General features: G+C 63.4%; 28 protein-coding genes and 2 tRNA genes. 16 read left to right on the top strand and 14 right to left on the bottom strand.

Annotation, left to right across the window (positions count from 1 at the left end; translation table 11 throughout):
• Positions 1-146: 146 nt before the first annotated feature.
• The 7 genes from DXY35_RS12300 to DXY35_RS12280 all read right to left on the bottom strand — a co-directional run bounded on the left by DXY35_RS12300 (position 147) and on the right by DXY35_RS12280 (position 3,874).
• Positions 147-335, bottom strand: a complete 189-nt coding sequence (locus DXY35_RS12300; protein WP_115082572.1) for a hypothetical protein — start codon at positions 333-335, stop codon at positions 147-149.
• 8 nt (positions 336-343) lie between these two features.
• Complete coding sequence (locus tag DXY35_RS12985) at positions 344-487, bottom strand: hypothetical protein (protein ID WP_170950647.1); 144 nt, start codon at positions 485-487, stop codon at positions 344-346.
• Between the two features lie 1,235 nt (positions 488-1,722).
• The gene (locus DXY35_RS12295; protein ID WP_137006750.1) at positions 1,723-1,947 is read right to left on the bottom strand and encodes a hypothetical protein; all 225 of its coding nucleotides are present in this window, start codon (positions 1,945-1,947) and stop codon (positions 1,723-1,725) included.
• Between the two features lie 405 nt (positions 1,948-2,352).
• Positions 2,353-2,426: transfer RNA gene (locus DXY35_RS12290), tRNA-Pro, on the bottom strand.
• A gap of 13 nt (positions 2,427-2,439) precedes the next feature.
• Positions 2,440-3,591: an NAD(P)-binding protein gene (locus tag DXY35_RS12285; protein WP_115082570.1), complete on the bottom strand. Its 1,152-nt coding sequence runs from the start codon at positions 3,589-3,591 to the stop codon at positions 2,440-2,442.
• A 24-nt stretch (positions 3,592-3,615) separates the two neighbouring features.
• On the bottom strand, positions 3,616-3,789 hold the full coding sequence (locus DXY35_RS12980) for a hypothetical protein (protein ID WP_170950646.1): 174 nt from the start codon (positions 3,787-3,789) through the stop codon (positions 3,616-3,618).
• Between the two features lie 13 nt (positions 3,790-3,802).
• Positions 3,803-3,874, bottom strand: a tRNA-Lys gene (locus DXY35_RS12280).
• Positions 3,875-3,953: 79 nt separating this feature from the next.
• Here DXY35_RS12280 and DXY35_RS12275 point away from each other — a divergent pair.
• From DXY35_RS12275 to DXY35_RS12245, 7 genes are all read left to right on the top strand, one after another.
• The gene (locus DXY35_RS12275; protein ID WP_115082569.1) at positions 3,954-4,466 is read left to right on the top strand and encodes a gamma carbonic anhydrase family protein; all 513 of its coding nucleotides are present in this window, start codon (positions 3,954-3,956) and stop codon (positions 4,464-4,466) included.
• Positions 4,467-4,659: 193 nt separating this feature from the next.
• Entirely contained in the window at positions 4,660-4,782 is a 123-nt protein-coding gene (locus DXY35_RS12975) for a photosystem II protein Y (protein ID WP_025362202.1), read from the top strand.
• A gap of 47 nt (positions 4,783-4,829) precedes the next feature.
• A complete protein-coding gene (gene trmFO, locus DXY35_RS12265; protein ID WP_115082568.1) occupies positions 4,830-6,200 on the top strand; it encodes an FADH(2)-oxidizing methylenetetrahydrofolate--tRNA-(uracil(54)-C(5))-methyltransferase TrmFO in 1,371 nt (456 codons plus the stop codon).
• Positions 6,197-7,162, top strand: a complete 966-nt coding sequence (locus DXY35_RS12260; protein WP_115082567.1) for a cation transporter — start codon at positions 6,197-6,199, stop codon at positions 7,160-7,162. Before trmFO ends, DXY35_RS12260 begins: the two co-directional genes overlap by 4 nt.
• A 24-nt stretch (positions 7,163-7,186) precedes the next feature.
• Positions 7,187-8,743: a carotenoid isomerase gene (gene crtH / locus DXY35_RS12255; RefSeq protein WP_115082566.1), complete on the top strand. Its 1,557-nt coding sequence runs from the start codon at positions 7,187-7,189 to the stop codon at positions 8,741-8,743.
• 35 nt (positions 8,744-8,778) lie between these two features.
• Entirely contained in the window at positions 8,779-9,063 is a 285-nt protein-coding gene (locus DXY35_RS12250) for a hypothetical protein (RefSeq protein WP_115082565.1), read from the top strand.
• A complete protein-coding gene (locus tag DXY35_RS12245) occupies positions 9,060-9,614 on the top strand; it encodes a hypothetical protein (protein WP_115082564.1) in 555 nt (184 codons plus the stop codon). The genes DXY35_RS12250 and DXY35_RS12245 overlap by 4 nt, the downstream gene beginning before the upstream one ends.
• Before the next feature lie 78 nt (positions 9,615-9,692).
• Here the strand turns inward: DXY35_RS12245 and DXY35_RS12240 are convergent, their stop codons facing one another.
• Positions 9,693-9,962: a hypothetical protein gene (locus DXY35_RS12240; protein ID WP_137006749.1), complete on the bottom strand. Its 270-nt coding sequence runs from the start codon at positions 9,960-9,962 to the stop codon at positions 9,693-9,695.
• 466 nt (positions 9,963-10,428) lie between these two features.
• Between DXY35_RS12240 and DXY35_RS12970 the strand changes: the two genes are divergently transcribed.
• A complete protein-coding gene (locus DXY35_RS12970; RefSeq protein WP_170950645.1) occupies positions 10,429-10,584 on the top strand; it encodes a hypothetical protein in 156 nt (51 codons plus the stop codon).
• A gap of 99 nt (positions 10,585-10,683) precedes the next feature.
• Here DXY35_RS12970 and DXY35_RS12235 read toward each other — a convergent pair whose 3' ends face one another.
• Positions 10,684-11,451 (bottom strand): response regulator transcription factor, encoded by a 768-nt coding sequence (locus DXY35_RS12235; protein ID WP_115082562.1) that lies wholly within the window; start codon positions 11,449-11,451, stop codon positions 10,684-10,686.
• A gap of 74 nt (positions 11,452-11,525) precedes the next feature.
• Between DXY35_RS12235 and DXY35_RS12230 the strand changes: the two genes are divergently transcribed.
• Positions 11,526-11,798, top strand: a complete 273-nt coding sequence (locus DXY35_RS12230) for a DUF6761 family protein (RefSeq protein WP_115082587.1) — start codon at positions 11,526-11,528, stop codon at positions 11,796-11,798.
• Between the two features lies 1 nt (position 11,799).
• Here DXY35_RS12230 and grxD read toward each other — a convergent pair whose 3' ends face one another.
• From grxD to DXY35_RS12210, 4 genes are read right to left on the bottom strand one after another with little or no spacing between them, the layout of a single operon-like run.
• On the bottom strand, positions 11,800-12,123 hold the full coding sequence (grxD, locus tag DXY35_RS12225) for a Grx4 family monothiol glutaredoxin (RefSeq protein WP_006851683.1): 324 nt from the start codon (positions 12,121-12,123) through the stop codon (positions 11,800-11,802).
• A gap of 19 nt (positions 12,124-12,142) precedes the next feature.
• Entirely contained in the window at positions 12,143-12,391 is a 249-nt protein-coding gene (locus tag DXY35_RS12220; RefSeq protein WP_114987834.1) for a BolA family protein, read from the bottom strand.
• A 48-nt stretch (positions 12,392-12,439) separates the two neighbouring features.
• Positions 12,440-12,967, bottom strand: coding sequence for a hypothetical protein (locus DXY35_RS12215; protein ID WP_115082561.1), 528 nt, complete (start codon positions 12,965-12,967; stop codon positions 12,440-12,442).
• Positions 12,968-12,995: 28 nt separating this feature from the next.
• Positions 12,996-13,751 carry a 1-acyl-sn-glycerol-3-phosphate acyltransferase gene (locus DXY35_RS12210; RefSeq protein WP_170950644.1) on the bottom strand — a complete coding sequence of 252 codons (756 nt, stop codon included), beginning with the start codon at positions 13,749-13,751 and terminating at the stop codon, positions 12,996-12,998.
• 26 nt (positions 13,752-13,777) lie between these two features.
• Here DXY35_RS12210 and DXY35_RS12205 point away from each other — a divergent pair, with 26 nt between their 5' ends.
• From DXY35_RS12205 to DXY35_RS12185, 5 genes are all read left to right on the top strand, one after another.
• Positions 13,778-14,527, top strand: coding sequence for a pyridoxine 5'-phosphate synthase (locus DXY35_RS12205; protein WP_115082560.1), 750 nt, complete (start codon positions 13,778-13,780; stop codon positions 14,525-14,527).
• Positions 14,524-14,844, top strand: a complete 321-nt coding sequence (locus DXY35_RS12200; protein ID WP_114987831.1) for an MgPME-cyclase complex family protein — start codon at positions 14,524-14,526, stop codon at positions 14,842-14,844. The genes DXY35_RS12205 and DXY35_RS12200 overlap by 4 nt, the downstream gene beginning before the upstream one ends.
• Positions 14,844-15,179 (top strand): hypothetical protein, encoded by a 336-nt coding sequence (locus tag DXY35_RS12195; protein WP_114987829.1) that lies wholly within the window; start codon positions 14,844-14,846, stop codon positions 15,177-15,179. Before DXY35_RS12200 ends, DXY35_RS12195 begins: the two co-directional genes overlap by 1 nt.
• A gap of 67 nt (positions 15,180-15,246) precedes the next feature.
• The gene (locus tag DXY35_RS12190) at positions 15,247-15,867 is read left to right on the top strand and encodes a metallophosphoesterase (protein ID WP_115082585.1); all 621 of its coding nucleotides are present in this window, start codon (positions 15,247-15,249) and stop codon (positions 15,865-15,867) included.
• Positions 15,861-19,133, top strand: a complete 3,273-nt coding sequence (locus DXY35_RS12185; protein ID WP_115082559.1) for an exodeoxyribonuclease V subunit gamma — start codon at positions 15,861-15,863, stop codon at positions 19,131-19,133. The genes DXY35_RS12190 and DXY35_RS12185 overlap by 7 nt, the downstream gene beginning before the upstream one ends.
• Here the strand turns inward: DXY35_RS12185 and DXY35_RS13140 are convergent.
• A complete protein-coding gene (locus tag DXY35_RS13140) occupies positions 19,130-19,300 on the bottom strand; it encodes a hypothetical protein (protein ID WP_006851171.1) in 171 nt (56 codons plus the stop codon). The two genes, DXY35_RS12185 and DXY35_RS13140, sit on opposite strands and share 4 nt — an antisense overlap.
• Before the next feature lie 197 nt (positions 19,301-19,497).
• On the opposite strand from DXY35_RS13140, the gene DXY35_RS12175 reads away from it, so the two are divergent.
• Together DXY35_RS12175 and DXY35_RS12170 are read left to right on the top strand one after the other, a co-directional pair.
• Positions 19,498-23,166, top strand: a complete 3,669-nt coding sequence (locus DXY35_RS12175; RefSeq protein ID WP_244273161.1) for a UvrD-helicase domain-containing protein — start codon at positions 19,498-19,500, stop codon at positions 23,164-23,166.
• Complete coding sequence (locus DXY35_RS12170) at positions 23,163-24,743, top strand: ATP-dependent RecD-like DNA helicase (protein ID WP_115082556.1); 1,581 nt, start codon at positions 23,163-23,165, stop codon at positions 24,741-24,743. The genes DXY35_RS12175 and DXY35_RS12170 overlap by 4 nt, the downstream gene beginning before the upstream one ends.
• Positions 24,744-24,755: the final 12 nt, after the last annotated feature.

Genomic DNA, 24,755 nt, shown 5'->3' with positions numbered 1-24,755 from the left:
TCTTGGGGACTCCGAGGACACCATCACCCCGGCTGGGGGTGCACTGCAGTTCAGAATTTTTTTTGTTCTTAGGTCAAAAATTTCTGATCTATTCGCACAGTCGTCTGCAACCTGCCTCCTTTTGCTCGAAGCACATAGAAAAATTTCTACTGCTTCTCAGATTCCTTGCCAGCAGTAAGCCGACCAGCCACGAAGCCGACGCCACCAGCAACGACTGCCGCCTGAAGTTGCCACATCAGACGTCGATGGCGCCATGCCGTGCGGTTGAGCCAGACCCCTGCGCCAACGGCCACGATCAGCAGAAAGACCAGGCCAGCCTGGGAGAGGTTCTTCATAGCTTCCCTCACTTCTCCAACGCAGCCTTCAAGGCGGTTAGCCCCTCCTCCAACTGCGAGTAGTTGTCTGGATCTGCCTCCCAGGCATCGACCAACTTCTGTGCGGTTTCGATGAAGACCTTCATCTCATCGCAAGCCTTCAGAAAATCCATGGCACTGAGTGGAGCAGAAAGAAAACGTACTGCGATTGAGCGACAAAAAAAGACCTCTGAGGTATCCCACCCTCAGAGGTCCCGTCCTCTCGTTCTGACGCCCCATCACCTTCCTCCTGGTGTTCTCGTGTGAGGAGTAGGAGAACCGTCAGAAGAGGTAGTGGCGACCGTTCAGGGTTCGGTTGTCCGCAAGCAATAAAAAAGGCGGCAGGGAATGCCGCCACAAAGGGGATGAATGCGTCGAACGTGCTGGCGTCCCAGCACCACCACCCTCTTCAAACCATCAGTGGTGCCGTGGACGCCGTTTACGAACTGCCAAAAAAAAAGGAGCGGTCCCTACCCGCCCCCCTGTTCGACGCTTGTCCCCTCACCAAAGGGAACAGAGCAAGGGTGATGGGAAGAACACCTACTGGTCGTCGCCATTACGACCAAACGACTACTGGAGTCAGCAACCCAAGAAAAAGCAGAGGTCCCACCCTCTGCTCTGTTCGACGCATTCATCTCTTACGGATGATGCTCTTTTATGTTCGCTCCGTTACAAACACTTCCACCATCGGTAGAACCGCTCATTAAGAAGGGGGATGAGCAGACACCCCCCTGAAGGTCGTTGAGACCTGGTTACTGCTTCAGCGGTCTCTGACCTCATCCCTGGTCTAAGGCGGGTCAAAGCACTAGGGCATGAGCGGAACTACCCCTTTCTGTATCCACAAGGCACAAAAAAAGGAGCGGTATCCCTATCGCTCCTTCGGAAACTGAAAGTGCCGCTAGGCGGGACGACGCCAAGCGACCACCACCATCACCGATGAGGTGGGATTGCTGTGGGTGCCGTGAGCGTTTTCCAAGAAAAGACCCAGGAGTGTTCGACCTCCTGGGTTCCTCGCTCTCATGCGATGCAACTGGTCTAACACCGCCTAGTAAGCATTTGTGCTTACGGGATGCCGAACTTTGTATCAAGTGAGAGCAAAGTCATTCGCTTAGAGAAGGACCCCTGGAGAACTCTGAATAGAGCGCCGATGCTTCATCGGGCATCCCGTCATCCCAAAGCGTTTGCGTCCTCTCCAGCAACCAAGTCCCCGCTTCACTTCAAAGTTCCCGATGGAAGGTTGATTTGAGGTGGTTGGCGTCTCTGTAAGACATAGCGGTGCAAGCTTTAGGCACCGACCTGGCAGAAGGAAGTGGGTTGGGCTCCTGAAGCGGGAAGACGAGATCGGCGGCTCTCCTTGCGCGCGAAGGGTTCATTTGGCTGCCTCCAAATCACGGACGATCTGGGCGGTGCGCTCCCGCTGCCAGGTTTCGATGCGGTCCAGGTCGTAACCGACCTTTCCATTGCGTTGCCCGCCAATCCAGATCCAGTGATCACCAGCGACAAGATCACCAGAAGCGCGGAGTCGTGTGAGGACGGTGTGCGAGAGGCCAAGCACCTCAACGCACTCCCCTTCTGAAGCCCATCGTTTGTTCATTTAATTGCCCGCAAAGCGGGGACGAGACGACCAGCCACACCTCACGACGCACCAAGAAAAAGGTGAACGTGGGTTGTGTGTGGGTTGAAGTGGTCCTCGTCCTGCCTCAGCGACTCACCAACTTGAGGAGATTGGCGGTCGATAACTGAGCACCACCGGATGGTGGATTGCCTTGGCCCGGCGGTTCAGGGGCTTTGGCTGTTGCAGTGCTTTGACGCTAGGCACTGAACCCACGCTTGACCACAAAGGGTCTCCTGAGTGCGTTTTGGGCCTCCTGACCGTGGGTTGGGGGACCGTTTTTCACCCCCTCTCAACCCACGTACAACCCACGGCGCCCCTGAGCAATAAAAAACCGCCCCTTGCGGAGCGGTCGAAATGTCAGCTGGGGACTGACTTTTTATCGCATCGGGGAGACAGGATTCGAACCTGCGGCATCTTGCTCCCAAAGCAAGCGCGCTACCAAACTGCGCCACTCCCCGGCGCACACAGAGATTAGCGGTCAGCGTGCAGCTGTTCAGCCAGGTTGACGCCGCTGCTGATCGCTCCTTCCGCTCGGCCGAAGCCAGGCCCTGCGATCCAGTCGCCACAGAACCCAACGGCGCTGGTGGGGCACCACTGCAGCTCTTGCGGTAAGGGGTTGTTGAGGGGCCGTGAGGCGCCCCAGCGCATCACACCCAACGGCGTCGCCTGGTTCAACGCAGCTGAAACAACCGGCAGGGCTTGCAGCAGTTCGGGCAACAGCTCCACCAGGCGCTGTTGCTCCTGAGCCAGCAGGTGCCCCTGGCTTTCGGGCGTGATTGCTTCCCCGGAATCCAATCCATGCACCACAAGCCCCCAGCGTCCATCGCTTTGCGGCTGCAGCACGAGGCGTTCCACCTTCCAGTGCGCCTTGGCGGCGTCGTCCAACCAGATCTGAGCGGGAAGCTCCTCAGCGTTGAGCGCGAGCACGCCCAGATCAACCATCAGGTTCCAGCGCACTTCGGCTTGGCTGTGTTGCAGCAGGCTCAATGCCTTGTCGAGGTCGTCATCCACGCCTTCTGCAACGGCTGTGCGCAGGGGTACGTCATCCCAGGCCAGCATCTTCAGTGAGCGGGGATGCGCCAGCAGGGTTCCACTGAGCACAAGGCGCTTGGCCCTGAGGCTCCAGGTTCGATCCTCGTTCTCCAGCAGCCAATGGTCCCGGCGTCGCTCCAACCAGCGCACACGGGTTTCGAACTGACGGCTCAGTTGCGCGGTGCCAGCCGTATAGAGAAGCGCCTCGCAGATGCTGGCCATGCTGGGTACACCATGCCACCAGCCACCATTTGGATAGGCGTTTGGGCTGGTGGCAGGCGACAAACCGGCTTCGACATTGAGCGACAGCAAAACTCGCTCGTCCCGCTGAAGCACACCTGCTGCCCGCAATGGCTTCAGCAGTGAATCCATGGCCTCCGGCATGGATTCACTGAGGTTGAATCCCGGTGCTCCATGGTTGAGCAGCCAGCCACTTTGGTCGCGTCTCCTGCGGGTGGCCGTGCGTCCACCTGGCCCCCGGCCGGCCTCGATCAAAGCGATGTTGAGGTCAGATCCCAGCTGCTGGAGCCGGCTAATCAGGCTGCAGCCAGCCAGTCCTGCACCGATAACGGCGAGATCAACCTCAGACACGTTCGCTGAAGCCTCTTCCGCTGATCACATCCAATAGCGCTCTGCGGCCACTCGAGAAAACAAACCACCCAGCAATGCCAGAAGAATCGTGACGCCAAAGAATGCGAAATACGCCATCTGAACTGTTGGCCTGATCAGAGATTCACGGCTTTCTAACAGCCGCTCGGTCGTCGGCTCGGTTGAGTCACGAGACGACATCAAATCGTGGATATGGGTCGCCTGAGATTCGAACTCAGGACCAGCCGGTTAAAAGCCGGATGCTCTACCGCTGAGCTAGCGACCCGTGCCCGCTTGGGCATGCCATTTCGGCACCAAATGAGGTTATCACTCAGGTCGCCGGGGAGACTGGTGGCTGCTGAACCATGGCCATGACTGGCTCCAAGCCCTGGCCCGATCCCCAGATCGATGCCAACGCCTGGGTTGCTGAATCCGCCGTTGTGATTGGCAATGTGCAGATGGCAGCGGGCAGCAGCCTCTGGCCCACGGCCGTTGCGCGCGGAGATCTCGAGCAGATCAGCATCGGAGCGGGCAGCAATGTTCAAGACGGTGCCGTGCTCCATGGGGATCCGGGACAGCCGGTTCGCCTCGGTGCTGACGTCACCGTGGGGCACAGGGCCGTCATCCACGGCGCCACGCTCGAGGATGGATGCCTGGTGGGCATTGGGGCCATCGTTCTTAATGGCGTCACCGTCGGTGCAGGCGCCCTGGTGGCTGCTGGTTCTGTTGTCACCAAGGATGTGCCTCCCGGAACCCTGGTGATGGGTGCGCCAGCGGCGGTGAAGCGGGAGTTATCCCCTGAGGCGATTGATGAACAGCGCTGCCATGCCCGGCGTTACGCGCAATTGGCGGCCTCCCACGCCCAGATCAGGCCTTGAACGCACTCCTCTGATTGCTGCGAATTCGATCAGCTTTCAAGGAAGGTCGTGGGATCAACGGAGAAGTCCGTAAGATCGGCGACACAGATTTCCGTTTTCAAGAATGGTCCGAGTTGCCATCGGTCTGGTCCTCATCCTGGTGATCGTCGGTTACTCGGCCTTCAGCGTGATCACCACGGGCCAGGTTCTGGGTATCGATGCCCGCCTGTTCCTGGTGGTTGCACCGATCCTGGCCGCCGTCAGCTGGGCTGCTTTCAACATCGGCCGTGCGGCTGTGGGTCAGCTGCAGCTGATGCTCAAGCGCAGCCGCGCCTGATCCAGGCAAGCGAGCTTCGTAGGCTGAAGGCTGCTTGATGCAGCCGGTTGTCTCAATCTCCCCATGTCACCGTTCTTGGTGCCGGTCTGGCCGGCACTGAGGCGGCTTGGCAGATCGCCCGAGCAGGTGTTGCGGTCACTCTGGTGGAGATGCGTCCAATTCGACGCTCCCCTGCGCACCACAGCAGTGATTTCGCCGAATTGGTGTGCAGCAATAGCTTTGGCGCTCTGAGCAGCGACCGTGCCGCAGGCTTGCTGCAGGAGGAACTTCGCAGGCTTGGCTCCTTGGTGATCGGCACGGCCGACACCCATGCGGTGCCGGCCGGAGGAGCCTTGGCGGTTGATCGCGGTCGCTACAGCGCTGCCCTCACCGAGGCTCTCGACCAGCATCCTCTGGTCACGATTGAACGGCGTGAGCAGCAGGCCCTACCGCCGGAGAATGCGATCACCGTTTTGGCGACGGGGCCGCTCACGAGTGAACCGTTGGCGGAGGATCTGCGCCAGTTCACCGGCCGTGCCGACTGCCACTTCTTTGATGCGGCCAGTCCGATCGTGCATGGGGACAGCATCGATCTGTCAGTGGCCTTCCGCGCCAGCCGCTACGACAAGGGGGATGCCGACTACATCAACTGTCCGATGGACAAGGAGCAGTACCTGGCGTTCCGCCAGGCCCTGCTGGAGGCGGAACAGGCGGAACTCAAAGACTTCGACAAGAACGACGCCACCTTCTTTGAAGGCTGCCTGCCGATTGAGGAGTTGGCGCGTCGTGGTGAAGACACCATGCGTTATGGCCCCCTGAAGCCGATCGGGCTCTGGGATCCCCGTTGGGGCGATGTGAACGATCGCGATGTCCGCCGAGCCAAGCGCGCCTATGCGGTGGTGCAGCTACGGCAGGAAGACAAGGACGGGCGCCTCTGGAATCTGGTGGGTTTCCAGACGAATCTCAAATGGGGTGAGCAGAAGCGAGTTCTGCAGATGATCCCCGGGCTGGGCCAGGCGGAATTCGTGCGCTTCGGGGTGATGCACCGCAACACTTTCCTGGAGTCGCCGCAGCTGCTGCAACCCACTCTGCAGTTCCGCCAGCGCCCCAACCTCCTGGCGGCAGGCCAGATCACCGGCACCGAGGGCTATGCCGCCGCCGTGGCAGGTGGCTGGTTGGCCGGCACCAATGCGGCCCGGCTGGCCCTGGGCCTGGAGCCCATTGATTTGCCGGCCACCTGCATGAGTGGAGCCCTCACCCATTTCGTCAGTGAGGCACCAACGGCCAAGTTCCAGCCGATGCCCCCCAACTTCGGTTTGTTGCCGGAGCTGCCGGAACGCATTCGCGACAAGCGAGCGCGCTATGGCTCCTACCGCGATCGTGCCCTGCAGGACTTGGAGCCGATGCGGGCCCTCCAACCCCAGACCGTGACGGCATGACAACCCCTGCGGAGGCTCGCCGGATCGAACAGCGCTCCCTGCGCTTCGGTGTTGGAGCCAACGCAGTGATGGCCCTGGCTGGGTTTTCCGCCCATGTGCTCACCGGATCCTCGGCCCTGCTGTTGGACGGCCTTTATTCCGCCGTGTTGGTGGGGTCGTCCTTGATTGCCAGTCGCATCAGCCGCAACGTGGTGCGGCCACCGGATCGAGCCTGGCCCTACGGCTACGAAGGCCAGGAAGCCCTGTATGTGCTGTTTCGCTCCCTGGTGCTGCTCGGGGTGATCGGCTTTGGCGTCGGCAGCTCCTGCTCCACCTTGATCGATTGGTGGCGGGGGAACAGCATTGCGCCGCTGCATCTGGAGCCGGTGGCGCTCTACACCGCTTTGATGACGGCACTGTGTGGATTGCTGGCCTGGCGGCACCGCCGGGATTGGCGCCGCACGGGTCGTGTGTCCTTGCTGCTGCTCACAGAGGCCCGCAATGCCCGGATCGATGCCGTGATCACCCTGGCCACCGGTCTGGCCTTGCTGGCGTCGCCGATGCTCTTGGCAACGCCGTTGTCTGCCCTTGCGCCGATCACCGATGCCCTGCTTGTGCTGGCGGTGAGCCTGGCCTTGCTGCGCGAACCGCTGGCGGCGCTGCGGGATGCCATGGCCCAGGCCGCGGGCTGTGCCGCTGACCCGGATGTGCTCCAGCGCACCCGCATGGTGTTGATGCAGGAGCTGGTGGGGCTTCAGCTGCAGATGATGGATTTCACGGTGCAGCAGCTCGGCCGCACGGCCTTTGTCGTGGTTTACATCAATCCGCTGCAGCCCCAGGAAAGTCGGGTGATTGATGGCTTGCGCCATCACATCGATGCCCGCTGCAGTGCTGAACTCGGACGTCCGGTGCGCTCTGAGGTGATCCTCACGGTGATGCCGCCGATTTACCGCCAGGATCCAAGGCCGCAGACGGCCCCTTAGCGTCACCCCCAAAGAAGCGATGCCATGAGCGAGAACCAGCAGTGGGATGCCGTTGTGATCGGTTCCGGCATCGGTGGTTTGGTCACCGCCAGTCAGTTGGCGGCCAAGGGAGCCAAGATCCTCGTCTTGGAGCGGTATCTGATCCCCGGCGGCAGTGGTGGTGCCTTCATACGCGAGGGCTACACCTTCGATGTGGGGGCCTCGATGATTTTCGGCTTCGGCAAAAAGGGTTTCACCAACCTGCTCACCCGGGCCCTTGCTGATGTGGGGGAGCACTGCGACACCATCCCCGACCCCGCCCAGCTCGAGTACCACATGCCCGGTGGACTGCGCATCGCCGTGGATCGCGACTACGAGCAGTTCATCGCCGATCTCACGGCGCGGTTTCCCCATGAGGCGAAGGGGATCCGCCGCTTCTACGACACCTGTTGGCAGGTGTTCAATTGCCTCGATGCCATGCCGCTTCTCTCGCTGGAGGATCCGGCCTACCTCACCAAGGTGTTCTTCAAGGCACCACTGGCCTGTCTGGGGCTGGCCCGCTGGCTGCCGTTCAACGTTGGTGCGGTGGCCCGCGAACACATCAAGGACGAGCAGCTGCTCAAGTTCATCGACATCGAGTGCTTCTGCTGGTCGGTGATGCCGGCGGATCGCACGCCGATGATCAATGCCGGCATGGTGTTTTCCGATCGCCATGCGGGCGGGATCAACTACCCCAAGGGAGGCGTCGGCGTGATCGCCGAAAAGCTGGTGAAGGGATTGGAACGTCACGGCGGCGCCATTCGCTACAAGGCCCGAGTCACCGAGGTGTTGATCGAAAACGATCAGGCGGTTGGCGTGAAGCTGGCCGATGGAGAGGTCATCCGCGCCAAGCGTGTGATCTCCAATGCAACCCGCTGGGACACCTTCTCGGATGCGGGTGATGAGCAGCGCCGCGCCGGCCAGGCCCTGGTGGATGCCGCCCACACGCCGGGCAAGGAGCAGTTCTGGCGCAAGCGTTATGTGCCTTCCCCTTCGTTCCTTTCGCTGCATCTGGGGGTTCGGGCTGACCTGATTCCGGCCGGCACCCACTGCCATCACCTTCTGCTCGAAGACTGGAACCGGATGGAGGACGAGCAGGGGGTGATCTTCGTGTCGATGCCCTCGCTGCTGGATCCGGATCTGGCCCCGGCCGGGCATCACATCGTTCACACCTTCACGCCCTCATCGATGGAGGCCTGGCAGGGACTGACCCCCAGCCAGTACCGCGAGAAAAAGGAGGCGGATGCTGCACGGTTGATCCAGCGCCTGGAGGCGATCCTTCCCGGCCTCGCCGATGCCATCACCCACAAGGAAATCGGCACGCCCCGCAGTCACCGACGTTTTCTGGGTCGCTTTCAGGGCAGCTACGGCCCGATTCCGGCGATGCAATTGCCGGGACTGCTGCCGATGCCGTTCAACCGCACGGGCCTGAAAAACCTCTATTGCGTGGGTGATTCCTGTTTCCCCGGCCAGGGCCTCAACGCTGTGGCCTTCAGTGGGTTTGCCTGTGCCCATCGGGTTGGGGCCGACCTGGGCCTCAATCCCTGGGCGCTGCCGGCCTGATCTTCTTCCTAGCGTGATCGTCCGTAGGAGTTGGGATGCCGCCTGAGTTTCAGCCGTCGTCGGACGATCTGGCCCGCTACCTCGAGCAGAGGGGCGAGCTGACCAAGCCTTGGAATCTGCAGATGCTGCGGCTCCAGAAGCTCAAGGAAGCCAAGGACTCGATGGATCCTCAGCTCTACCTCGAGAAGGTGCAGGAGGCCCATGCCGATCTGATGCGGCTCGGTCAGTTCTGGAAGGGGCGTGAACAGGAGGTGTTTGGTGGCACCTACCAACCGTCTGAACTGATTGAACCGCTGCCCGGTTCTCCAGACGACCGATGAACGGCATCGAACGTTTCGGGTTATCGCCCCTGATCCGCTTCACCCTGCTCAGCCTGTATGGGGCCTTGGTGCTGCCCTTGCCATTGCTGGCCCCTGCGGAGTCGCGCTGGTTGATGGTGGCAGGGCTGCTGCTGGGCTTGGTGTTGGTGATCGGTCTGTTGAGTGAACGGGTGGAGACCGATGCCGAAGGCATTCAGGTGCGTTACCCCGCCTGGATCCGCTGGTTGCTGCGGCGCGGCTGGTCCATGCGTTGGCAGGACATTCGGGCCCTGGTTCCCGTTGGCACCAGTCAGGGGGGAACGGTGTATTACGTGAAGGCAGCCGATCTGCGCCACCAGCTGCTGCCGCAACGCATCGAGCGCTTCGATCGATTTCTGGAGCTTCTTGCCGCCAACACCCCTGTGTCGACCAAGGGCATCGGCCGTCTCACGCCGCCCTGGACGTATCAGCTCTTGGCTGGATTGGCCGTGCTGATGATCGCCGGCGAACTGGTCACGTCTCTGGCGCTGGCCCAGGGATTGATCAGTTTGCCGGCGGGTTATCCAGGCTGAACAGAGCTGTATTTCCAAACAGAACACCCCGCCAGTGCTGGCGGGGTGAAATGGCTTGATTTGTGATTGATCGATGGATCAGTAACGGACGCATCCACCGCGACCGTAGTAACCGCGAGCGCAGGCACCATTGGGACCTGCGACAACACCGCGACCTCCGTAATAGTTGGGGCCGTAGTTGTAATAACCGCGGGGACCGTAGGTGTAACCGCGATTGATGACGACACCGCCTCCACCGTTGTTGTTCCAATAAACCCCACCCGCCTTGGCTTCGGGAACAGCTGTGATCGCAAGACCAAGGGCAGCGATTGCAGTTCCGATTGCGATTCCGAGAGTTGTGGTTTTCATGATCATTCCTCCTTGCTTGCTCTTTGGGCTTCAGCCCTGTATTCACACCATCTCCGTTCCAATGGGGAATTAACTCCCTGAGTTGAGGGATTGTTTCACCAGCGCAGCTCCCCCATTCCAGGGACTTCATCCCACCAGCCACTCCCAATCCGGACGTGAAACGCTGTCTTGCTTCAAACCGGTATTGCCGCTTCGATCTCCCAGCCCTCGTTGAGCAGCTCTTCGGCTCGTGTTGGAGCCTCTTCTGAGGCAACATCGATGAGGAGAAATCTCTCTCCCTGGTTGCAATACAGCCTGGTTAATCCGATCACGGCGGGGGCTCCCGGGTGTCGACAGCGCCATGTTGACCCGGCTGCGCTGATCAAGCAATGAAGACGCTCCTGCAAACAACTCTTGATTTTGTCCAGATGTCTGGCGTTGCCATGGGTCGCTCAGACGTTGAAATCGATGCAGTTGTTCCGATCGGATGACAACCGAACTCACCAACCTCCCCTGCGGCACGGTTCAGCTCAAGGTCTGCGCGAATCACCTCTGTGAATTGGGTTGGGTGACCTCGCACCATCTGGTCCCGACCAAAGAGGCTCAGCTGAAGCAGGCCCTGCGTCATCACAAGACGAATTAGGGCTCTTCTGAGGACTTGAGCATCAAGGTTGCTTCGGGGTGGCGTTGATGGACCCTGACCCCAGAATTCCAGTCGCTGACTGGAATGAATTCGCTTGATTCAGCTGGCCGGCAGATTGTCGAGGCTGAAGCGGTAGCCCCGCTGACGCACGGTGGTGATTCCACCGCCCTCGCCAAGACCGGCCTGCTCCAGCTTGCGGCGCAGGGTCAACACCTGAGTGTCCACCGAACGGGGGCCACCGCTAAAGGGAGGCCAAGCCATTCGCAGCAGTTCCTGCCGGCTGCGCACCAGCCCAGGCGGCATCAAGAGTGCACAAAGCAGGGCAAATTCGCGAGGGCTGAGCTCCACCGGCTGCTCCCGCAGCGTCACCTGGCGGAGGAGCAGATGAACCTCCAGAGGCCCAACGGTGACCCGCTCCTGAAGGCCGCTGTGCCCCCGCTTGAGCAGGGTGCGGCAGCGGGCGGCCAGTTCCTCGAGGCCAAAGGGTTTGCGCAGCACATCGTCTGCACCGTCATCCAGCAGGCCCACCACCGGCTCGGCTCCGGCCCGTGCGGTCAGCACAATCACAGGGCAACGCAGCTGCTCTGCCAAGCGCAGGGCGGAGCTGCGCTCCAGCAGTTCTGCACTCACCAGGAGATCGGGAGACTGTTCCTGACAAACCTCTAAAGCTTCAGCGGCGTTGGCCACTGCTGCGGTGAGATGACCGTCCTGACGCAGCCGCTGCACCAGCACCGTGCGCAGGGTGGGGTGCGGCTCGACCACCAACACTCTCGAAGGTTCCTGACCGGTGCTTGCATTTGGCATCACCACCGGATCAGAGCTGGCTGCAGATGCTTCCGCCGTGAGGTCGTGGGGAGTGGAGGTCACTGGATCGGCCCGGGCGCGCCTACGCTAAGCCGAAATTCCTGGCAGGCTGGTAGCAGGGGCTGCTGTTGTATCTCATGACATCACTCGACGACCCTGAAGCCATCCGCCATTTCCAATCGCTCTGCGATGCCTGTCAGGAGCTGACGACGAGATATCACACACCGTCGGAGCTGCGGCTGTACTCCGATGGCTACCTGCATGCATTGAGGAAGTCAGGATCGCTTGATCCCCGCTCTCAGCATCGTCTTGAGCAATTGATTGATCGCTGGATCCTGGATCCCTCCAGCTTTATTGGCCCTGACGGGGATGTGAGCACCTTGTATATGCGCCATCCCCAGGGCTATTGAGTTAGCTAGCGAGAGCGATTTCCAGCTTTTCGCGAAGTTCTCCGGAGTTGTACATCTCGATCAGGATGTCGGAACCGCCGATGAATTCCCCTTTCACGTACACCTGGGGGATGGTGGGCCAGCTGGAAAATTCTTTGATTCCCTGACGAATCTCTGGATCAGAGAGAACGTCAAATGTCTCGAATGCCACACCGAGGGAGTGCAGGATCTGCACCACATTGTTTGAGAATCCGCACTGGGGCATCAGCTTGGAGCCCTTCATGAACACGAAGATCGGGCTGGAAGCGACCAGGGTTTCGATGCGAGCTTTGGTGGAGGGGTCCATCGTTGAGCGTGAGTTGGCGTTAAGCGGACGCAGCGTCCGAAGGGGTTGAGGTGTTGAGGGCGAGGGCGTGAATCGCTTCGCTGGCCAATTCCTGCTGCAGCGCGCCGTACACCATTTGATGCTGACGGATGCGTGAAAGGCCAGCAAAAGCAGACGACACCACCGTCACTTGGAGGTGATCACCGCCACCGGTGAGGTCTTCAACAGTGACGTTGGCGTCGGGAATGACCTGTTGGATCGCGGCTTCAACGGCATCCGGCTGCACCATGGCGGCGGTTGTGCAAAAGGGGACTGGCTCAGATGCTGACAGACCGGCTCATTGGCCGGCAGCCGATGCACCCCGGAATTCGGTTTCAACAAAGCCCAGTTCCAGCAGGCTCTGATAGGCCTTTTGACCCTGAGGCTTGGCCGGCGTCATCAGCTTGACCACCTCGACCAGCACCGGAACAGCCACTTCGGGCTGGTTCTGACGGCGGAACAGGGCTGCCAGGCGAAGGTTGGTTTCCGCCAGCAGTTCCAGGGCTTCACGGCCCTTGGTGTCCATCTCGCGGGGGATCCGAGCATCAAGCCCCCGGAAGGCACCACTCAGGTCGCGATAGAAGGCCAGCAGCTGCTTGGAGGCTTTGCGGGCTTTGTCGTAATCAGCCCGCGCCTCGGCCAGGTCCCCCCGGCTGGCTGCTGCATCGCCCTCAGCCAGCATCGAACGAACGGCCGCCGGGTTGAATCCACCCTGGCTCTGAGCCAGAACGCGATTCTCGGCTGAGGTTTGGGCGATGCCGGGAGCTGCGGTAACGCCCAGGGTTGCCACCAGTGCAGCAGTCGTCAGCAATGCGCGACAACCCATGAGACCAGCAAGAAAACGTGCGCGGACTTTAGAAGCTCTGAAGCGGTCGGCCAACGGCAGCACGGGCCGCTTGTTCAGCCGTATGCATCGCCGCAGCGAGTTCGCTGTTGAACTGCCGCGTCGCTTCGCGATCTCCCTTGGCTGGCACGGTGAGCGGTGCTCCGAAACAGAGCGCTGCCCGGCTGAAGGGCCTCGGTGGGGCCTGGCTGTAGCCCAAGCCAACGGGAACCACAGGAACGGAAACGCCGCGGCTCTGGGCCAGTTGGGCCAAACGCACCAGGCCCGGCCGCAGCTCAATCGCCGCGTCCTGCCGGTGAATCCTGCCTTCGGGGAACATCACCACTTGCTGTCCGTCGGCCAACAGGTCGATGGCCAGACGCAGGGTGGTCATCGAGGGTCGTCCCTGGTCCACCGGGAAGCAGCCGAGCCGTTGCAGAAACCAGCCCTGGAGCCCCCGCATTTCGGTGGTAGTCACCATGAAGCGGCAGTCGCGACCACTGACCCGACGGCCAGCGGCCATCGGCAGCATCAGGGCATCCCAGCGGGCGCGGTGCGTCGGTGCCAGCAGCACCGGGCCCTGATGGGGGAGATGCTCTGGGTTCAGCACCAGACGCTCACGGAATTGAAAGCGCAGCGCCAGATCCTGGGTGGTGAACATCGCCAGGGGGGCCCAGAAGCTGTCGATGCCGACACGCAGGCTGTTTTCTCGGGTCGCCAGGGCCGCTTGCAACGGGCTGATCAAATTCGGTGCCTGAGAACCTAAATCCCCCAGGCAAAGCTGCATAGGATCCGGCCAACGACTGCCCCGTCATGGCCAGCCTCGGCGTCAATATCGACCACATCGCCAACATCCGTGAAGCGCGGCGGACCGTCGAGCCAGACCCGGTGTCGATGGCACTGCTGGCCGAACTCGGTGGGGCCGATGGGATCACCGTGCATCTGAGGGAAGACCGGCGTCACATCCAGGATCGGGATGTGGAGTTGCTGCGCCAGACCGTGCGCTCCCGCCTCAACCTGGAAATGGCCGCCACCGACGAGATGGTGGCGATTGCGCTGCGGATCAAGCCCGACATGGTCACCCTGGTGCCGGAACGGCGGGAGGAGGTCACCACGGAGGGGGGCCTGGATGTGGCCGGACAAGAGGCCTCCCTGGGGGGCATGGTGCAAACCCTTCAGGCCGCCGGGATTCCGGTGAGCCTGTTTGTGGATCCGGAGGCGACCCAACTCCAGGCCTGCAAAGCCACGGGGGCCTGCTGGGTGGAATTGCACACGGGGCGCTATGCCGATGCCGACTGGAGCACCCAGCCCCAGGAGCTGGCGCGCTTGCAGGAGGGCACGGCCATCGCCCGGCAGCTCGGTCTGCGGGTCAATGCCGGCCATGGCCTCACGTATCAGAACGTTGAGCCCATCGCGGCCATCCCTGGGATGGAAGAACTCAACATTGGACACACGATCGTGGCCCGCTCTGTCGCCGTCGGACTGCAACAGGCTGTGCGGGATATGAAGGTCTTGGTTCAGAATCCCCGCCTTGATCCCCTTTTCGGACAGGCGCCCGGATGACCACCTATCACTTCGTTGCAGCCAGCGAGCGCTTCCTCACCGTGGAGGAGCCGTTGGAGGAAGTGCTGCGGGAGCGCCAGCGCAACTACGCCGAAACCGGCAAGACCATCGATTTCTGGCTGGTGAAGCAACCGGCTTTCCTCTCTTCTCCTGAGCTGGCTGAGCTCAAGGCAACCATTCCCCAGCCCGCTGCCGCTGTGGTGTCCACGGATCCCACCTTCATCACCTTCCTCAAACTCCGTTTGGAGTATGTGGCTGTGGGCACCTTTGAAGCTCCCTCCGCGGGGATTCCCGATGCTCTTGCCGGTGCCGTCTGATGAATCCCAGTTCCCTTCCGGTTCAGCAGCGCATTGCACTCCTGGTGCAGGCCCTCGATGGTGCGGAGAAAACCAACAAGGCCTTGGCGACCTGTCCCGACGGGGACGCGATGGTGGACATCCTGCTTGGGGCTTCAGCAAAGCTGGGGTTGGGGCTGACCCGCCGTGATCTCACGGAGACGCCGCCGATTCGCGACTGGATCTGGTTCAAGAACAACGATCCCCTGGTCACCGTTGGTGATGCCAAGCCCCGCTACCGCCGGGAAACCCCCGAAAAACCCAAGCCAGACCCGAGCCAACCCAAGGAGCGCAAGCGCTTTCTCGGTTTGTTCTGATCTGCATGCCGGATTCTTGGCGCTGCCTGGCTGAGCATCAGAATTGACGCATCTCCAGGTTGTTGCTTTGAACCTGCACAGCCGCCGGCACTGGGTGATTGGAGATGTGCATGGCTGCCATCAGCCCCTATGCCAACTGCTCGCCACCCTGCCGCCGAACGACCATCTGGTCTTCTGCGGGGATGTGATCAACCGTGGTGAGGCCATTCCCGCCACGATGAATCTGGTCTGGGATCTGGTCCAGGCCGGCCGTGCCACGTGGCTGCGCGGGAACCATGAGCAAGACCTCATTGATGCCCTGGAATCCCAGGACGGCTTGAGCCAGCACGCCACCTATGCCCAGTTGGGCGACAGCAGCGCTCGCCAATGGTTGCCGCGTCTGCAACAGCTCCCGCTCGTCTATCGCGGTGACGGTTGGTGCGCCACCCATGCCGGGTTCGATGCAGCGGGTCAACCGGACCTCTCCATTCGTGATCCCTTCTGGGAGGCCTATGACGGTCGTTTTGGCCAGGTTGTTGTGGGCCATACGCCCCGTCCCCAGGTGGAACGCCTTGGCGCGATTGTTCTGATCGACACCGGTGCGGTCTACGGCGGTTGTTTATCGGCCTACTGCCCGCAAACCGATGCGGTCGTTCAGGTTGAAGGAGCGGCAACCGATGCCGTGCTGGCTGGAGTTGGCCCTTGCTGACGGTTTACCGAAGCAACAGGGCTGAATTTCTGGCTCGCTTACTCTCCCGTCAGTTGATCGAGCAGCAGCCGGGCCCCCTGGAAACGGTGGAGGTGATGGTCAACACCTGGCCCACCAGCCGATGGTTGGGGGAACAGCTGGCCACGGCCAACGGCATCAGTTCCCTGGTGCGCTTTCCCTTCCCGGGTAGTCGCCTGCGGCAGTTGGTGCGCCAGGTGCTGCATCTCCCCGCGCAGGAGGACGATCCCTGGCGGGCGGGCCAGCTGGTGTGGGCTGTGCTCGAGTTGCTGCCGGAGCTGTTGGAGCAGCCCGTCGCCCAGCCGCTACGGACCTGGCTTACCCAGCGTGAAGGAACCGCCTCGGGGTTGACGCGGGACCGTTGGCAGCTGGCACGCACCATCGCCGATGCCATGGACGATTACGCCCTCTACCGCCCCGATCAACTGGAGCAGTGGAAACGGCCGCGGCCCGATGACGACTGGCAGCCCGTGCTCTGGCGACTGCTGGCCCAACGGCTTCCCAGGGCTCCCTTTGGCCTGCAGGTGCGTGAGGCCGTCGATCGGCTCCGGCGAGGAGACGTTGATCCAGCCCTGCTGCCCGAGCGGTTGCGGCTGTTTGGCATCAGTGCCCTGGCACCGGTGCAGGTGGATCTGATTCAGGCTTTGTCCGGTCTGCTGGAGGTGGAGATCTACCTACTCACCCCGTGTCCGGATCTGTGGCAACGCTGCGGCAGTCGGCGTGCCTCGCTCGGGGATGACTGGCTGGTTCCGCCCGATGGGGGGTGGTTGGCGGAGGCGCCGCGCCTGGAGGCCGTTCTTGGGCGGATGGGTGCCGAATTTCAGCAGTTGCTGGAGGGCTCCGGTGAAGCGCAGCTGGGGGAACGACGCGAAGGGGATCTGTTTGCAGGTTCCCTGCAGATGGCCGCAGCGGAAGAGCGCCAGCCCACCCTGCTCGATCAGCTTCAGCAGCAGCTGGTGGATGCCGACAGCCTCCCCGCACTGGAGCGTTCTTCCGACGATCAGTCGCTGCTGTTTCAAGCGGCACCGGGACCTTGGCGGGAGGTGCAACTGGTGCGTGATCGCATCCTGCAGTGGCTGGCGGCCGATCCCGATCTCGCGCCCCGCGACGTGCTGGTGATGACGCCGCAGATTGAGCGCTATGCACCGCTGCTCAGCTCCGTGTTCAACGACACGGCGGCCATCGGTGTGGATTTGCCCTGGCGCCTCACCGACCGCAGTCAGCAGAGCAGCCCGGGGTTGTCGATGGCGATGTTCACGTTGCTTGAGTTGGCGGCCACACGCTTCACTGCCACGGGACTGGAACGTCTGCTGGCCAATCCGGCCCTGCAGGGCCAGCAGGGACTCACGCCGGAGGAGGCGGTGCTGATCACCCAGACGCTGCAACGCAGCGGTTTTCGCTGGGGCTTGGATGCCCGCGAGCGGGGTGGGGATGAGGTTCACAGCCTGCGTTGGTGTCTCGACCGTTGGCTGCTGGGCCTGGTGCTGCCGGTGGAGCCGGGCCTGGCTCCAGCAGGGGCGGCACCGTTTCAGCAGGAGCTGGATCCCGATCGCCTGGTGCGCTGGTGGACGCTGCTGGACCGTTTGGCGCGGATGCTCGATCGCCTTAGGCAGCCCCGGCCATGCCATGACTGGGTGCAGCTGCTGCAGTCCCTGTTGCAGGAGCTGTTCGCTGAGGGTGGGGCCTGGGCCGATGAGTCGCAGAGCTGGGCGGCGGCCCTTGAGGAGTGGCGATTGCGGGCCCATGACTGCCCCCTGGACCTCGATGCAGCCGTGGCCTTGGAGGTGCTGCAGGAGGCCTTGTCGGTGGACAGCGGTCGCTTCGGTCACCGCAGTGGCGCCCTCACCATCAGCGCCCTTGAGCCGATGCGGGCGATTCCCCACAAGGTGGTTGTCTTGATGGGCCTCGACAGCGCCGACTTTCCGCGCCCGAGCCGCCGGCCTGGTTTTCACCTGCTCGAGCAGCAACGGCGCCTGGGGGATCCCCGCAGCAGCGACCAGGACCGCTACGTGCTGCTGGAGGCCTTGATGTCGGCACGCCGTCATCTGCTGATCAGCTGGTGCGGGCGGCTGGAGCGCACCGGTGAGCCCCAGCCGCCTGCTGCGCCGGTGGAGCAGTGGCTTGCGGTGCTGCAGGAGAAGTTGCAACGGGCCGGTGCCTCCACGGAGGGGTTGTTGATCACGCCGGCGGCGAACCCCCTCTCCCGTGAAAACTTCCGGCCCGAGGCGCCGCTCAGCTGTGATCGCCGCCAGCTGGAGGCCCGGCGCTGCGTTGATCGTGCTCCGGCCTCGGCCCAGGTCCAGGGGCTGGCCTGGGCATCGCTCTGGCAGCACGACCTGAACGATGTCGATGTCGATGTCGATGTCGATGACGAGGCAGAGGCCGAGGGACGTGATGGAGACGACCTGGCCCTGGACCCTGAAGCCTTGCTGGCCTGGATGCAGCAGCCCCAGAAGGTCTGGTTGCAGGCACGGGGGTTGCGGCCTGGGGAAGGCATTGAGGCGGTGGAGGATCTCGAGGCGCTCGAGTTGGAGGGCCTGCAGCGCTATCTGCTGCTCAATCACGAGCTTGAGGAGCAGTTCATTCTTGGATCGTCTCCGGATTGGCCAACGTTGCTGGCGGGCCAGGGTGTGCTGCCGGCGGGGGCTGGTGCGGCCCTTGAGCAGGAGGAACTGCAGCAGCGTTGGCAAGCCCTGCAACGGCAGTTGGCATCGCTTGGTCCCTGCCGCCGGGAGGTGCCTGTGCTCGCCGGCCTGCCGATGCCCCTGCTCTACGCCGGTGACACCCAGGTGGTGGTGCAGCCCGGAATGCTCACGGCCGCGGCGGTGATGCGCGGCTGGTTGCAGCATCTGTTGCTGTGCGCTGAGGGATTGGCGCCTGCTGCCGGCTCAGCGGTGGTGGCCCGAAGCACCCGGGTTGCTGGCGCCGAGGTGCATCTGCGCTGGTCGGTGTTGCCGACGGCTGAAGCCGAGCACCAGCTGCTGCAGCTGGCTCGGCTGGCGCAACAGGGGCTGGAGCGGTGCTGGCCGGTCCCCCCGAAGAGCGGCTGGCAGATGGTGGCCAAAGACCGACGCAAACCGGGGGAGGGGCCGCAGGTCTTCCGCAAGACCTGGCAGGACGAAGGGGCCACCCCGGTGATGCAGCTCTGCTTCGGCACGGAGATCGCTGCGGAGCAATTGATGGATCAGGCCGGATTCCAGGAGGCGTGTCAGCTGCTGTACGGCCCCCTTCTGGCCCAGCTGCGTTAGTCGAACAGCTCGTCGAGCATTTCGCGCATGCGTTCGTTGGAAATCACCATGGGCTCGCCGGCCTGACGGCGGAAGAAGTAGGCCCGATGTTCCTGGTTGATGCTTTCAACAGCGGCGGCTTTGCGCACCAGCAGCTGGGCCAATTTCTGACGACGTTCGGGGGACACAACAGGCCGATGGCTTTCCCCAACGTGTTGGCCTGATGGCCCCGCACCCGCACAAGCCCCTGTTCTCTCAAGGGTTGGGTTGCATCCGTTCACAAGCCCATAAAAAAGCGAGGGTTCTTCAGGCCCTCGCTCAGGTCGTCTTCTGTTCTGGGGTGTGACAACACCCAGTCCAGTTCGCAGCTTTCGCCGGCTGCTTCATGGAAGTTAACACTGGTTTTGAGGCCGAAGTTGAGCAGACTCCAGCCATGGCCCAGCGCTTCGATGCCAACACCTACCCCCTCGGCCCTGGGGTCCGCCTGCTTGAGGCCAGCGCTGGCACCGGTAAAACCTTTGCTCTGGCGCATCTCTGCCTGCGGCTGATCACGGAGGCCGACCACGCCCTCGAGGCGTTGTTGGTGGTGACCTTCACCGATGCGGCGGCCGAAGAGCTGCGCTCCCGCATCGGCCAGCGGCTGCAGCTGGCGTTGCAGGGCCTTGAGCAGCTGGAGCAGGGGATGGAGGCTTCCGCTCCAGACCCCGTCCTGGCGGAGTGGCTGTCGGGTTCCGAGCCAGGGGAGGCGCGTCAGCGGTGGATTCGGCGCTTGCTGGTGGCCCTCGAACAGCTGGACAGGGCCGACATCACCACCATCCACGGCTTCTGCCGCCGCAGTCTGCGCCGTCTGGCCCTCAGCAACGCGGCGGCGATGGAGCCTCAGCTGGACACCGACGCCACCGCGCTCCAGGCCGAGGTGGTTCAGGACCTGTGGCAACAGGAACTGCTCAGCCTGCCGCCGGATCAGTTCAAGGCGTTGCGTCAACGCGGCCTCTCGCCCCAGACCCTGCGCAGGGGGTTGGCGCAACTCGATGGCGAACAGCAGCCGCGGTTCAGGGCCGTTGATGGGGCGATCGATCTCGACCAGCCCCTCGCCCCACAGCTGGAGCACTGGCTGGCGCAGCTCTGGAACGACTTCGTGCCGCTCTGGCAGCGGGACCATGCCGCCCTGGATGCCGGGTTCCGTCAGGCGGCCGAGCAGTGGAAAGCCCAGGGCTGTGGAACCACCACCCCTTATTCGGCCAAGCCCAAGAGCGATCGCTGCGCCCAGATCAACCAGTGGCTGCATGGGCAGACCGCAGTGCCGTCACTGCTGGAGATTGCCGCCCATGAGAAGCCGTTGAAGGAGTACTTCCATCCCGGCAGTTGGTGCAAGGTCGCGCGCAAGTGCGGTGAGACCGACCCCAGCCTGGTGACGCCGGCCTTGCAGGCCGCTGTTGCGGCGTTCTGGGATGCACCGATTGAGCGCACCTGGCAGTACCTGCTGGAACGGGGCTTGCAGGAGCTGGACCGCCGCCGTCGCCGCCGCGGGGTGATCACCTTTGGCGGTTTGTTGGCCGCCATGGACCCGGGCGATGGCGACGTTGCCTGGCTTTCCCCGCTGCAACAGCGCTACCGGGCGGTGATGGTGGATGAGTTTCAGGACACCGACCCCGTGCAGTGGCGTCTGCTGCAGCGCGCCTTCGGTGGTGGTGAACGCCACCTGCTGCTGATGGTGGGGGATCCCAAGCAGGCGATCTACCGCTTCCGGGGTGGTGATCTGGCCACCTACATGGCAGCGCGGGATCAGGTGGAGCGGATCGATCACCTGCTCGACAACTTCCGCACAACGGCACCGCTGCTGGAGGGGTTGAACCGCTTGATGGCTCCGGGGCTCCCCCGATCTGAACTGCCTGTGCCCGCGGTGCAGCCCTGCAGCTCCGCCACCCCACCGCAGGATGCCCCGGCGTTGCAATTGCTGCTGCTCTCCACCGAGGCGCCCTCCAGCCGCAGTGCTCTGGAAGCAGAGCTGCCCCAGCGGCTCGCCGCGATGGTGCTGGAGCAACTGCAGCAACGGGACGACCTCACCCCTGCAGATCTCTGCGTGCTGGTGAGTCGTCATCAACAGGCGGAAGATCTGCGCCGCGCCCTTGGGGTCTGCGGACTCCCCACCCGCCTGGTGACCCAGGGCGATGTGCTCGACAGTGAAGCTGCCCTGCTGTTGCAGTGGTTCCTGGATGCCCTGGCGGAACCGGGCGATGACGCTCGCTTGCGTCTGCTGGCCTGCTCGGGACTGATGACCATCGCGCCCGATGCCCTGGAGCCGGCCCTGTTGGATCAGCTGGCGCTGCAGTTGCGCGGTTTGGCTGAGGCGATGCCGCGGCTGGGCCTGCTCGGGGCGCTGGCCGATCTGCTCAAGGGTGAACAGATGGCGGGCCTGTCGGAACGGGGCCGGATGCTGGGGGATCTGCAGCAGGCGGCACGGCTGGTGCAGGAGGCGATGCACCGCCAGGGGCTTGATGTGGCCACCGCGGCGGATTGGTTGCGGAGGGAGCGGTTGCACCCCAGCCAGCCGGTGCCTGAGGCTCGCCAGCCCCATAGCGATCAGGCCGACAGCGCCATCGCCGTGGTCACCGTCCACCGCAGCAAGGGTCTGGAATATCCGGTGGTGATCTGCCCCTACCTCTGGCAGTCCCCCCCCGCCGTGTCCGGTCCGCTCTGGCGTGACCCCCGCTCCGGAGAGTGCCTGGTGCGGGTGGATGTCCACTGGGGGGAGGGCTGGCAGGCGGCGCAACAGGCACAGCGGGAGGCCGCGGCCGAGGCCGAGCGGCTGGCCTATGTGGCGGTGACCCGAGCCCAATCACAGTTGGTTCTGATCTGGGCCAGGGCCAACGGCCAGGAGGAATCCCCCCTGCCCGCCTGGTTGTTCGGAGCTGAGGCCGCTGGGGATGCGATCGACAGCCTCACCGATGAGCGGCTGAGCCAAGCCCTGGCGGAGCGACAGGTTCCGATCAGCATCGATGGCCTGGCCCAGAGCCAGCCCAGCGGCAAGCGTTGGCGGTTTCCGCTGCGGGCCGAGCCGTTGGCCCTTGGTTCCATCCCCAAGCGGATCGACCGGAGTTGGGGCCGGGCCAGTTATTCGGCCTGGATTGCCTCATCCGACGACGTTCAGCTGCATGAACAGGGTCGTGATCGCGATCCCGGCGCCGAGGAATCGACGGTGGAATCGATGGCGGCGACGGCAGAACCGGCATGGTCCGAGACGGGGCCGCTGGCGGCCTTCCCGCGCGGGGCCGGGGCCGGGGACTGTCTGCACCGGATCCTCGAACAGTTCCCCTTCTCTGCGGCGGAGGCCTCTGAACCCCGCCAACGGCTCGAGCTGATCGCCGCCGAGTTGCGCCGGGCCGGGCTTGATCCCGATCTTCAGAACGATGTGTTGACGGGGTTGGAGCAGGTGTTGCAGACGCCCCTGGGGGGACCGCTGGGTGCGTTATCGCTGGATCGGCTGGGGCCGCACCAGCGCCTGCCCGAACTTAGTTTTGATCTGCCGGTGCAGCACGTGCGCACGGCCGATCTGGTGGCCGCTTTCGGTTGTGATGCCGAGGCCCGTTTTGGCCGCACCTACAGCCCGGCGCTGGCATCGCTCTCGATCAACAGCCGCGGCTTTCTCACCGGCTCGATCGATCTGGTGTTCCAGGACCCCCAGCACCAACGCTGGTGGGTCCTCGACTGGAAGAGCAACTGGATCGGTGAACGGCGCACCGGTGCTGAGCCTGGGCTTTGTGGTCCGCATCACTACTCCCAGGAGGCGATGGAGGAGCAGATGTTGCATCACCACTACCCCCTGCAGGCCCACCTCTACCTGGTGGCTCTGCATCGCCATCTGCGTTGGCGGCTGCCGGATTACGACCCGGAGCAGCATCTGGGGGGTTACGTCTACTGCTTCCTGCGGGGGATGCCCGGAGCGGTGAATGCCACTCCGGAAAATGCTGTTGGGCCGGGGCGCATCGTTGAACCCGTGCCGCTCAATCGCATCGCGGCCCTGGATCGAGCCCTGGGGGAGGTGCCGGCGTGACGGAGCTGCTGCCCCAGGGAACCAGCACCTGGCCCTCCAGCTTCACGGCCGGACTCCATGCCGCCCTGCGGCGACGGATCCCGCCCCGGGGTGATGCCCCCGCCTTGGAGGAGCTCAGCCGCGATCTGGTGCTGGCCTTGGAGCAGGGGGAGTTGACGGTGGCGTTGACGCCGGAGCGGCTGGCCGCTGCCCAAGCCAGTGGATGGCTGGAGGGGGATGCCTCCCCCCTGCTGCTTCAGGGTGATCGGCTGGGCTGGCGCCGCTGGTTGCAGGCCATGGAGCAGGTGGTGGCCGAGCTGGTGGAGCGGGCCCATGCTCCGCTTCCCAAACCCGTCGAGGCTGCCGATCCCGAGCTGTCGGATCGTCTCAACGCTGAACAGTGCGCCGCCGTGCGCGCCCTGGATCAGGCCTCGGTGGTGCTGCTCAGCGGTGGTCCGGGCACGGGCAAAACCAGCACGGTGGTGGAGATTCTGGCCCGGGCGGAAGCCCGCCATCCCGGCCTGCGCATCGGTCTGGCGGCCCCCACCGGCAAGGCGGCCCGGCGTCTGGGGGAGGCGGTGATGGCGCAGCGGGCTCCGTTGCCCTGCAGCACCCTTCACCGCTGGTTGGAGGCCGGAAGCCGTGGCTTCGGCAGGCACCGCCAGCGTCCCTTGGAGCTGGATCTGCTGGTGATCGATGAGATGTCGATGCTGGATCTGGCCTTGACCCAGGCTCTGTTGGAGGCGTTGCCCAGTGGTTGCCGGCTGCTCTTGGTGGGGGATCCAGCTCAGTTGCCGCCGGTGGGGAGTGGAGCGGTTTGGCATCGGCTGCAGCAGCCGGACGTGCGCGGTCGTTTCGGTGCCGGCGCCGTGCATTTGGAGCGCACCTACCGCAACCGCGGTGCCCTGGCCCAGGTGGCGCAACAGCTGCGCCAGGGGAATCTGGAGGCCTTTGCAGCGGATCTGGCCGCCCTGCCTGAGCAGGCCAATCTTCAGGTGCATCCCTGGCCCCTGCGTCGTTTCCCTGTCTTGGTGCGCCAGCGCTGGATTCAGCGCCTCCAGCAGTTGCAGGCACTGACGTTTGATCTCGACCGCTGCACCGAGCAGGAGCTGATGGCGGCATCCCGGCCTTTGTTTGCGTTGCTCGAGCAGGACCTGTTGCTCTGTCCACGTCGCCGGGGGCCGTGGAGTCTTGATGATGTGCACCGCACGCTGCTGGGGGCCAATGCCGCCGGCAGGGTCGAGCGTTGGCCGATCGGCTTGCCGGTGATCTGCGGCAGCAACCAACCGGAACTGGGCTTGGCCAATGGTGACCTCGGGGTGGTGATCGGGGCAGGCTCTGAACGACGCCTGTTGTTCCAGGTGGTGGATCCGGACGGCCAGCTGCAGGTGCGCCGTTTGCATCCAGCCCGTTTGCGGCGTCTGGAGCCGGCGGTTGCGCTCACCATCCATCGGGCCCAGGGCAGTGAGGCCGACCGGGTGATCGTGCTCTGGCCAGATACCCTTGAGGACGGCCCGGCTGCAGAACATCAACGCCGATTGCTGTACACAGCCATCACCCGTGCCCGTGCCAGCCTTGACCTGGTGACGCTGATCTGACGCGGGTGGACT

Origin of the sequence: Synechococcus sp. N32 (assembly GCF_900473895.1) — a bacterium.
Taxonomy (GTDB): Bacteria; Cyanobacteriota; Cyanobacteriia; order PCC-6307; family Cyanobiaceae; genus Parasynechococcus.
The sequence above is the reverse complement of the archived record's forward strand: the minus strand, read 5'-3'. Positions and strand labels throughout refer to the sequence as shown.

What these genes read in the sequence shown, in the direction of transcription:
- DXY35_RS12300 (WP_115082572.1), bottom strand. Translation starts at nt 335, where the DNA reads ATGAAGAACCTCTCCCAGGCTGGCCTGGTCTTTCTGCTGATCGTGGCC.
- DXY35_RS12985 (WP_170950647.1), bottom strand. Translation starts at nt 487, where the DNA reads ATGGATTTTCTGAAGGCTTGCGATGAGATGAAGGTCTTCATCGAAACC.
- DXY35_RS12295 (WP_137006750.1), bottom strand. Translation starts at nt 1,947, where the DNA reads ATGAACAAACGATGGGCTTCAGAAGGGGAGTGCGTTGAGGTGCTTGGC.
- DXY35_RS12980 (WP_170950646.1), bottom strand. Translation starts at nt 3,789, where the DNA reads ATGTCGTCTCGTGACTCAACCGAGCCGACGACCGAGCGGCTGTTAGAA.
- DXY35_RS12275 (WP_115082569.1), top strand. Translation starts at nt 3,954, where the DNA reads ATGGCCATGACTGGCTCCAAGCCCTGGCCCGATCCCCAGATCGATGCC.
- DXY35_RS12260 (WP_115082567.1), top strand. Translation starts at nt 6,197, where the DNA reads ATGACAACCCCTGCGGAGGCTCGCCGGATCGAACAGCGCTCCCTGCGC.
- crtH (WP_115082566.1), top strand. Translation starts at nt 7,187, where the DNA reads ATGAGCGAGAACCAGCAGTGGGATGCCGTTGTGATCGGTTCCGGCATC.
- DXY35_RS12250 (WP_115082565.1), top strand. Translation starts at nt 8,779, where the DNA reads ATGCCGCCTGAGTTTCAGCCGTCGTCGGACGATCTGGCCCGCTACCTC.
- DXY35_RS12245 (WP_115082564.1), top strand. Translation starts at nt 9,060, where the DNA reads ATGAACGGCATCGAACGTTTCGGGTTATCGCCCCTGATCCGCTTCACC.
- DXY35_RS12240 (WP_137006749.1), bottom strand. Translation starts at nt 9,962, where the DNA reads ATGAAAACCACAACTCTCGGAATCGCAATCGGAACTGCAATCGCTGCC.
- DXY35_RS12970 (WP_170950645.1), top strand. Translation starts at nt 10,429, where the DNA reads ATGACAACCGAACTCACCAACCTCCCCTGCGGCACGGTTCAGCTCAAG.
- DXY35_RS12230 (WP_115082587.1), top strand. Translation starts at nt 11,526, where the DNA reads ATGACATCACTCGACGACCCTGAAGCCATCCGCCATTTCCAATCGCTC.
- grxD (WP_006851683.1), bottom strand. Translation starts at nt 12,123, where the DNA reads ATGGACCCCTCCACCAAAGCTCGCATCGAAACCCTGGTCGCTTCCAGC.
- DXY35_RS12220 (WP_114987834.1), bottom strand. Translation starts at nt 12,391, where the DNA reads ATGGTGCAGCCGGATGCCGTTGAAGCCGCGATCCAACAGGTCATTCCC.
- DXY35_RS12215 (WP_115082561.1), bottom strand. Translation starts at nt 12,967, where the DNA reads ATGGGTTGTCGCGCATTGCTGACGACTGCTGCACTGGTGGCAACCCTG.
- DXY35_RS12210 (WP_170950644.1), bottom strand. Translation starts at nt 13,751, where the DNA reads ATGCAGCTTTGCCTGGGGGATTTAGGTTCTCAGGCACCGAATTTGATC.
- DXY35_RS12205 (WP_115082560.1), top strand. Translation starts at nt 13,778, where the DNA reads ATGGCCAGCCTCGGCGTCAATATCGACCACATCGCCAACATCCGTGAA.
- DXY35_RS12200 (WP_114987831.1), top strand. Translation starts at nt 14,524, where the DNA reads ATGACCACCTATCACTTCGTTGCAGCCAGCGAGCGCTTCCTCACCGTG.
- DXY35_RS12195 (WP_114987829.1), top strand. Translation starts at nt 14,844, where the DNA reads ATGAATCCCAGTTCCCTTCCGGTTCAGCAGCGCATTGCACTCCTGGTG.
- DXY35_RS12175 (WP_244273161.1), top strand. Translation starts at nt 19,498, where the DNA reads ATGGAAGTTAACACTGGTTTTGAGGCCGAAGTTGAGCAGACTCCAGCC.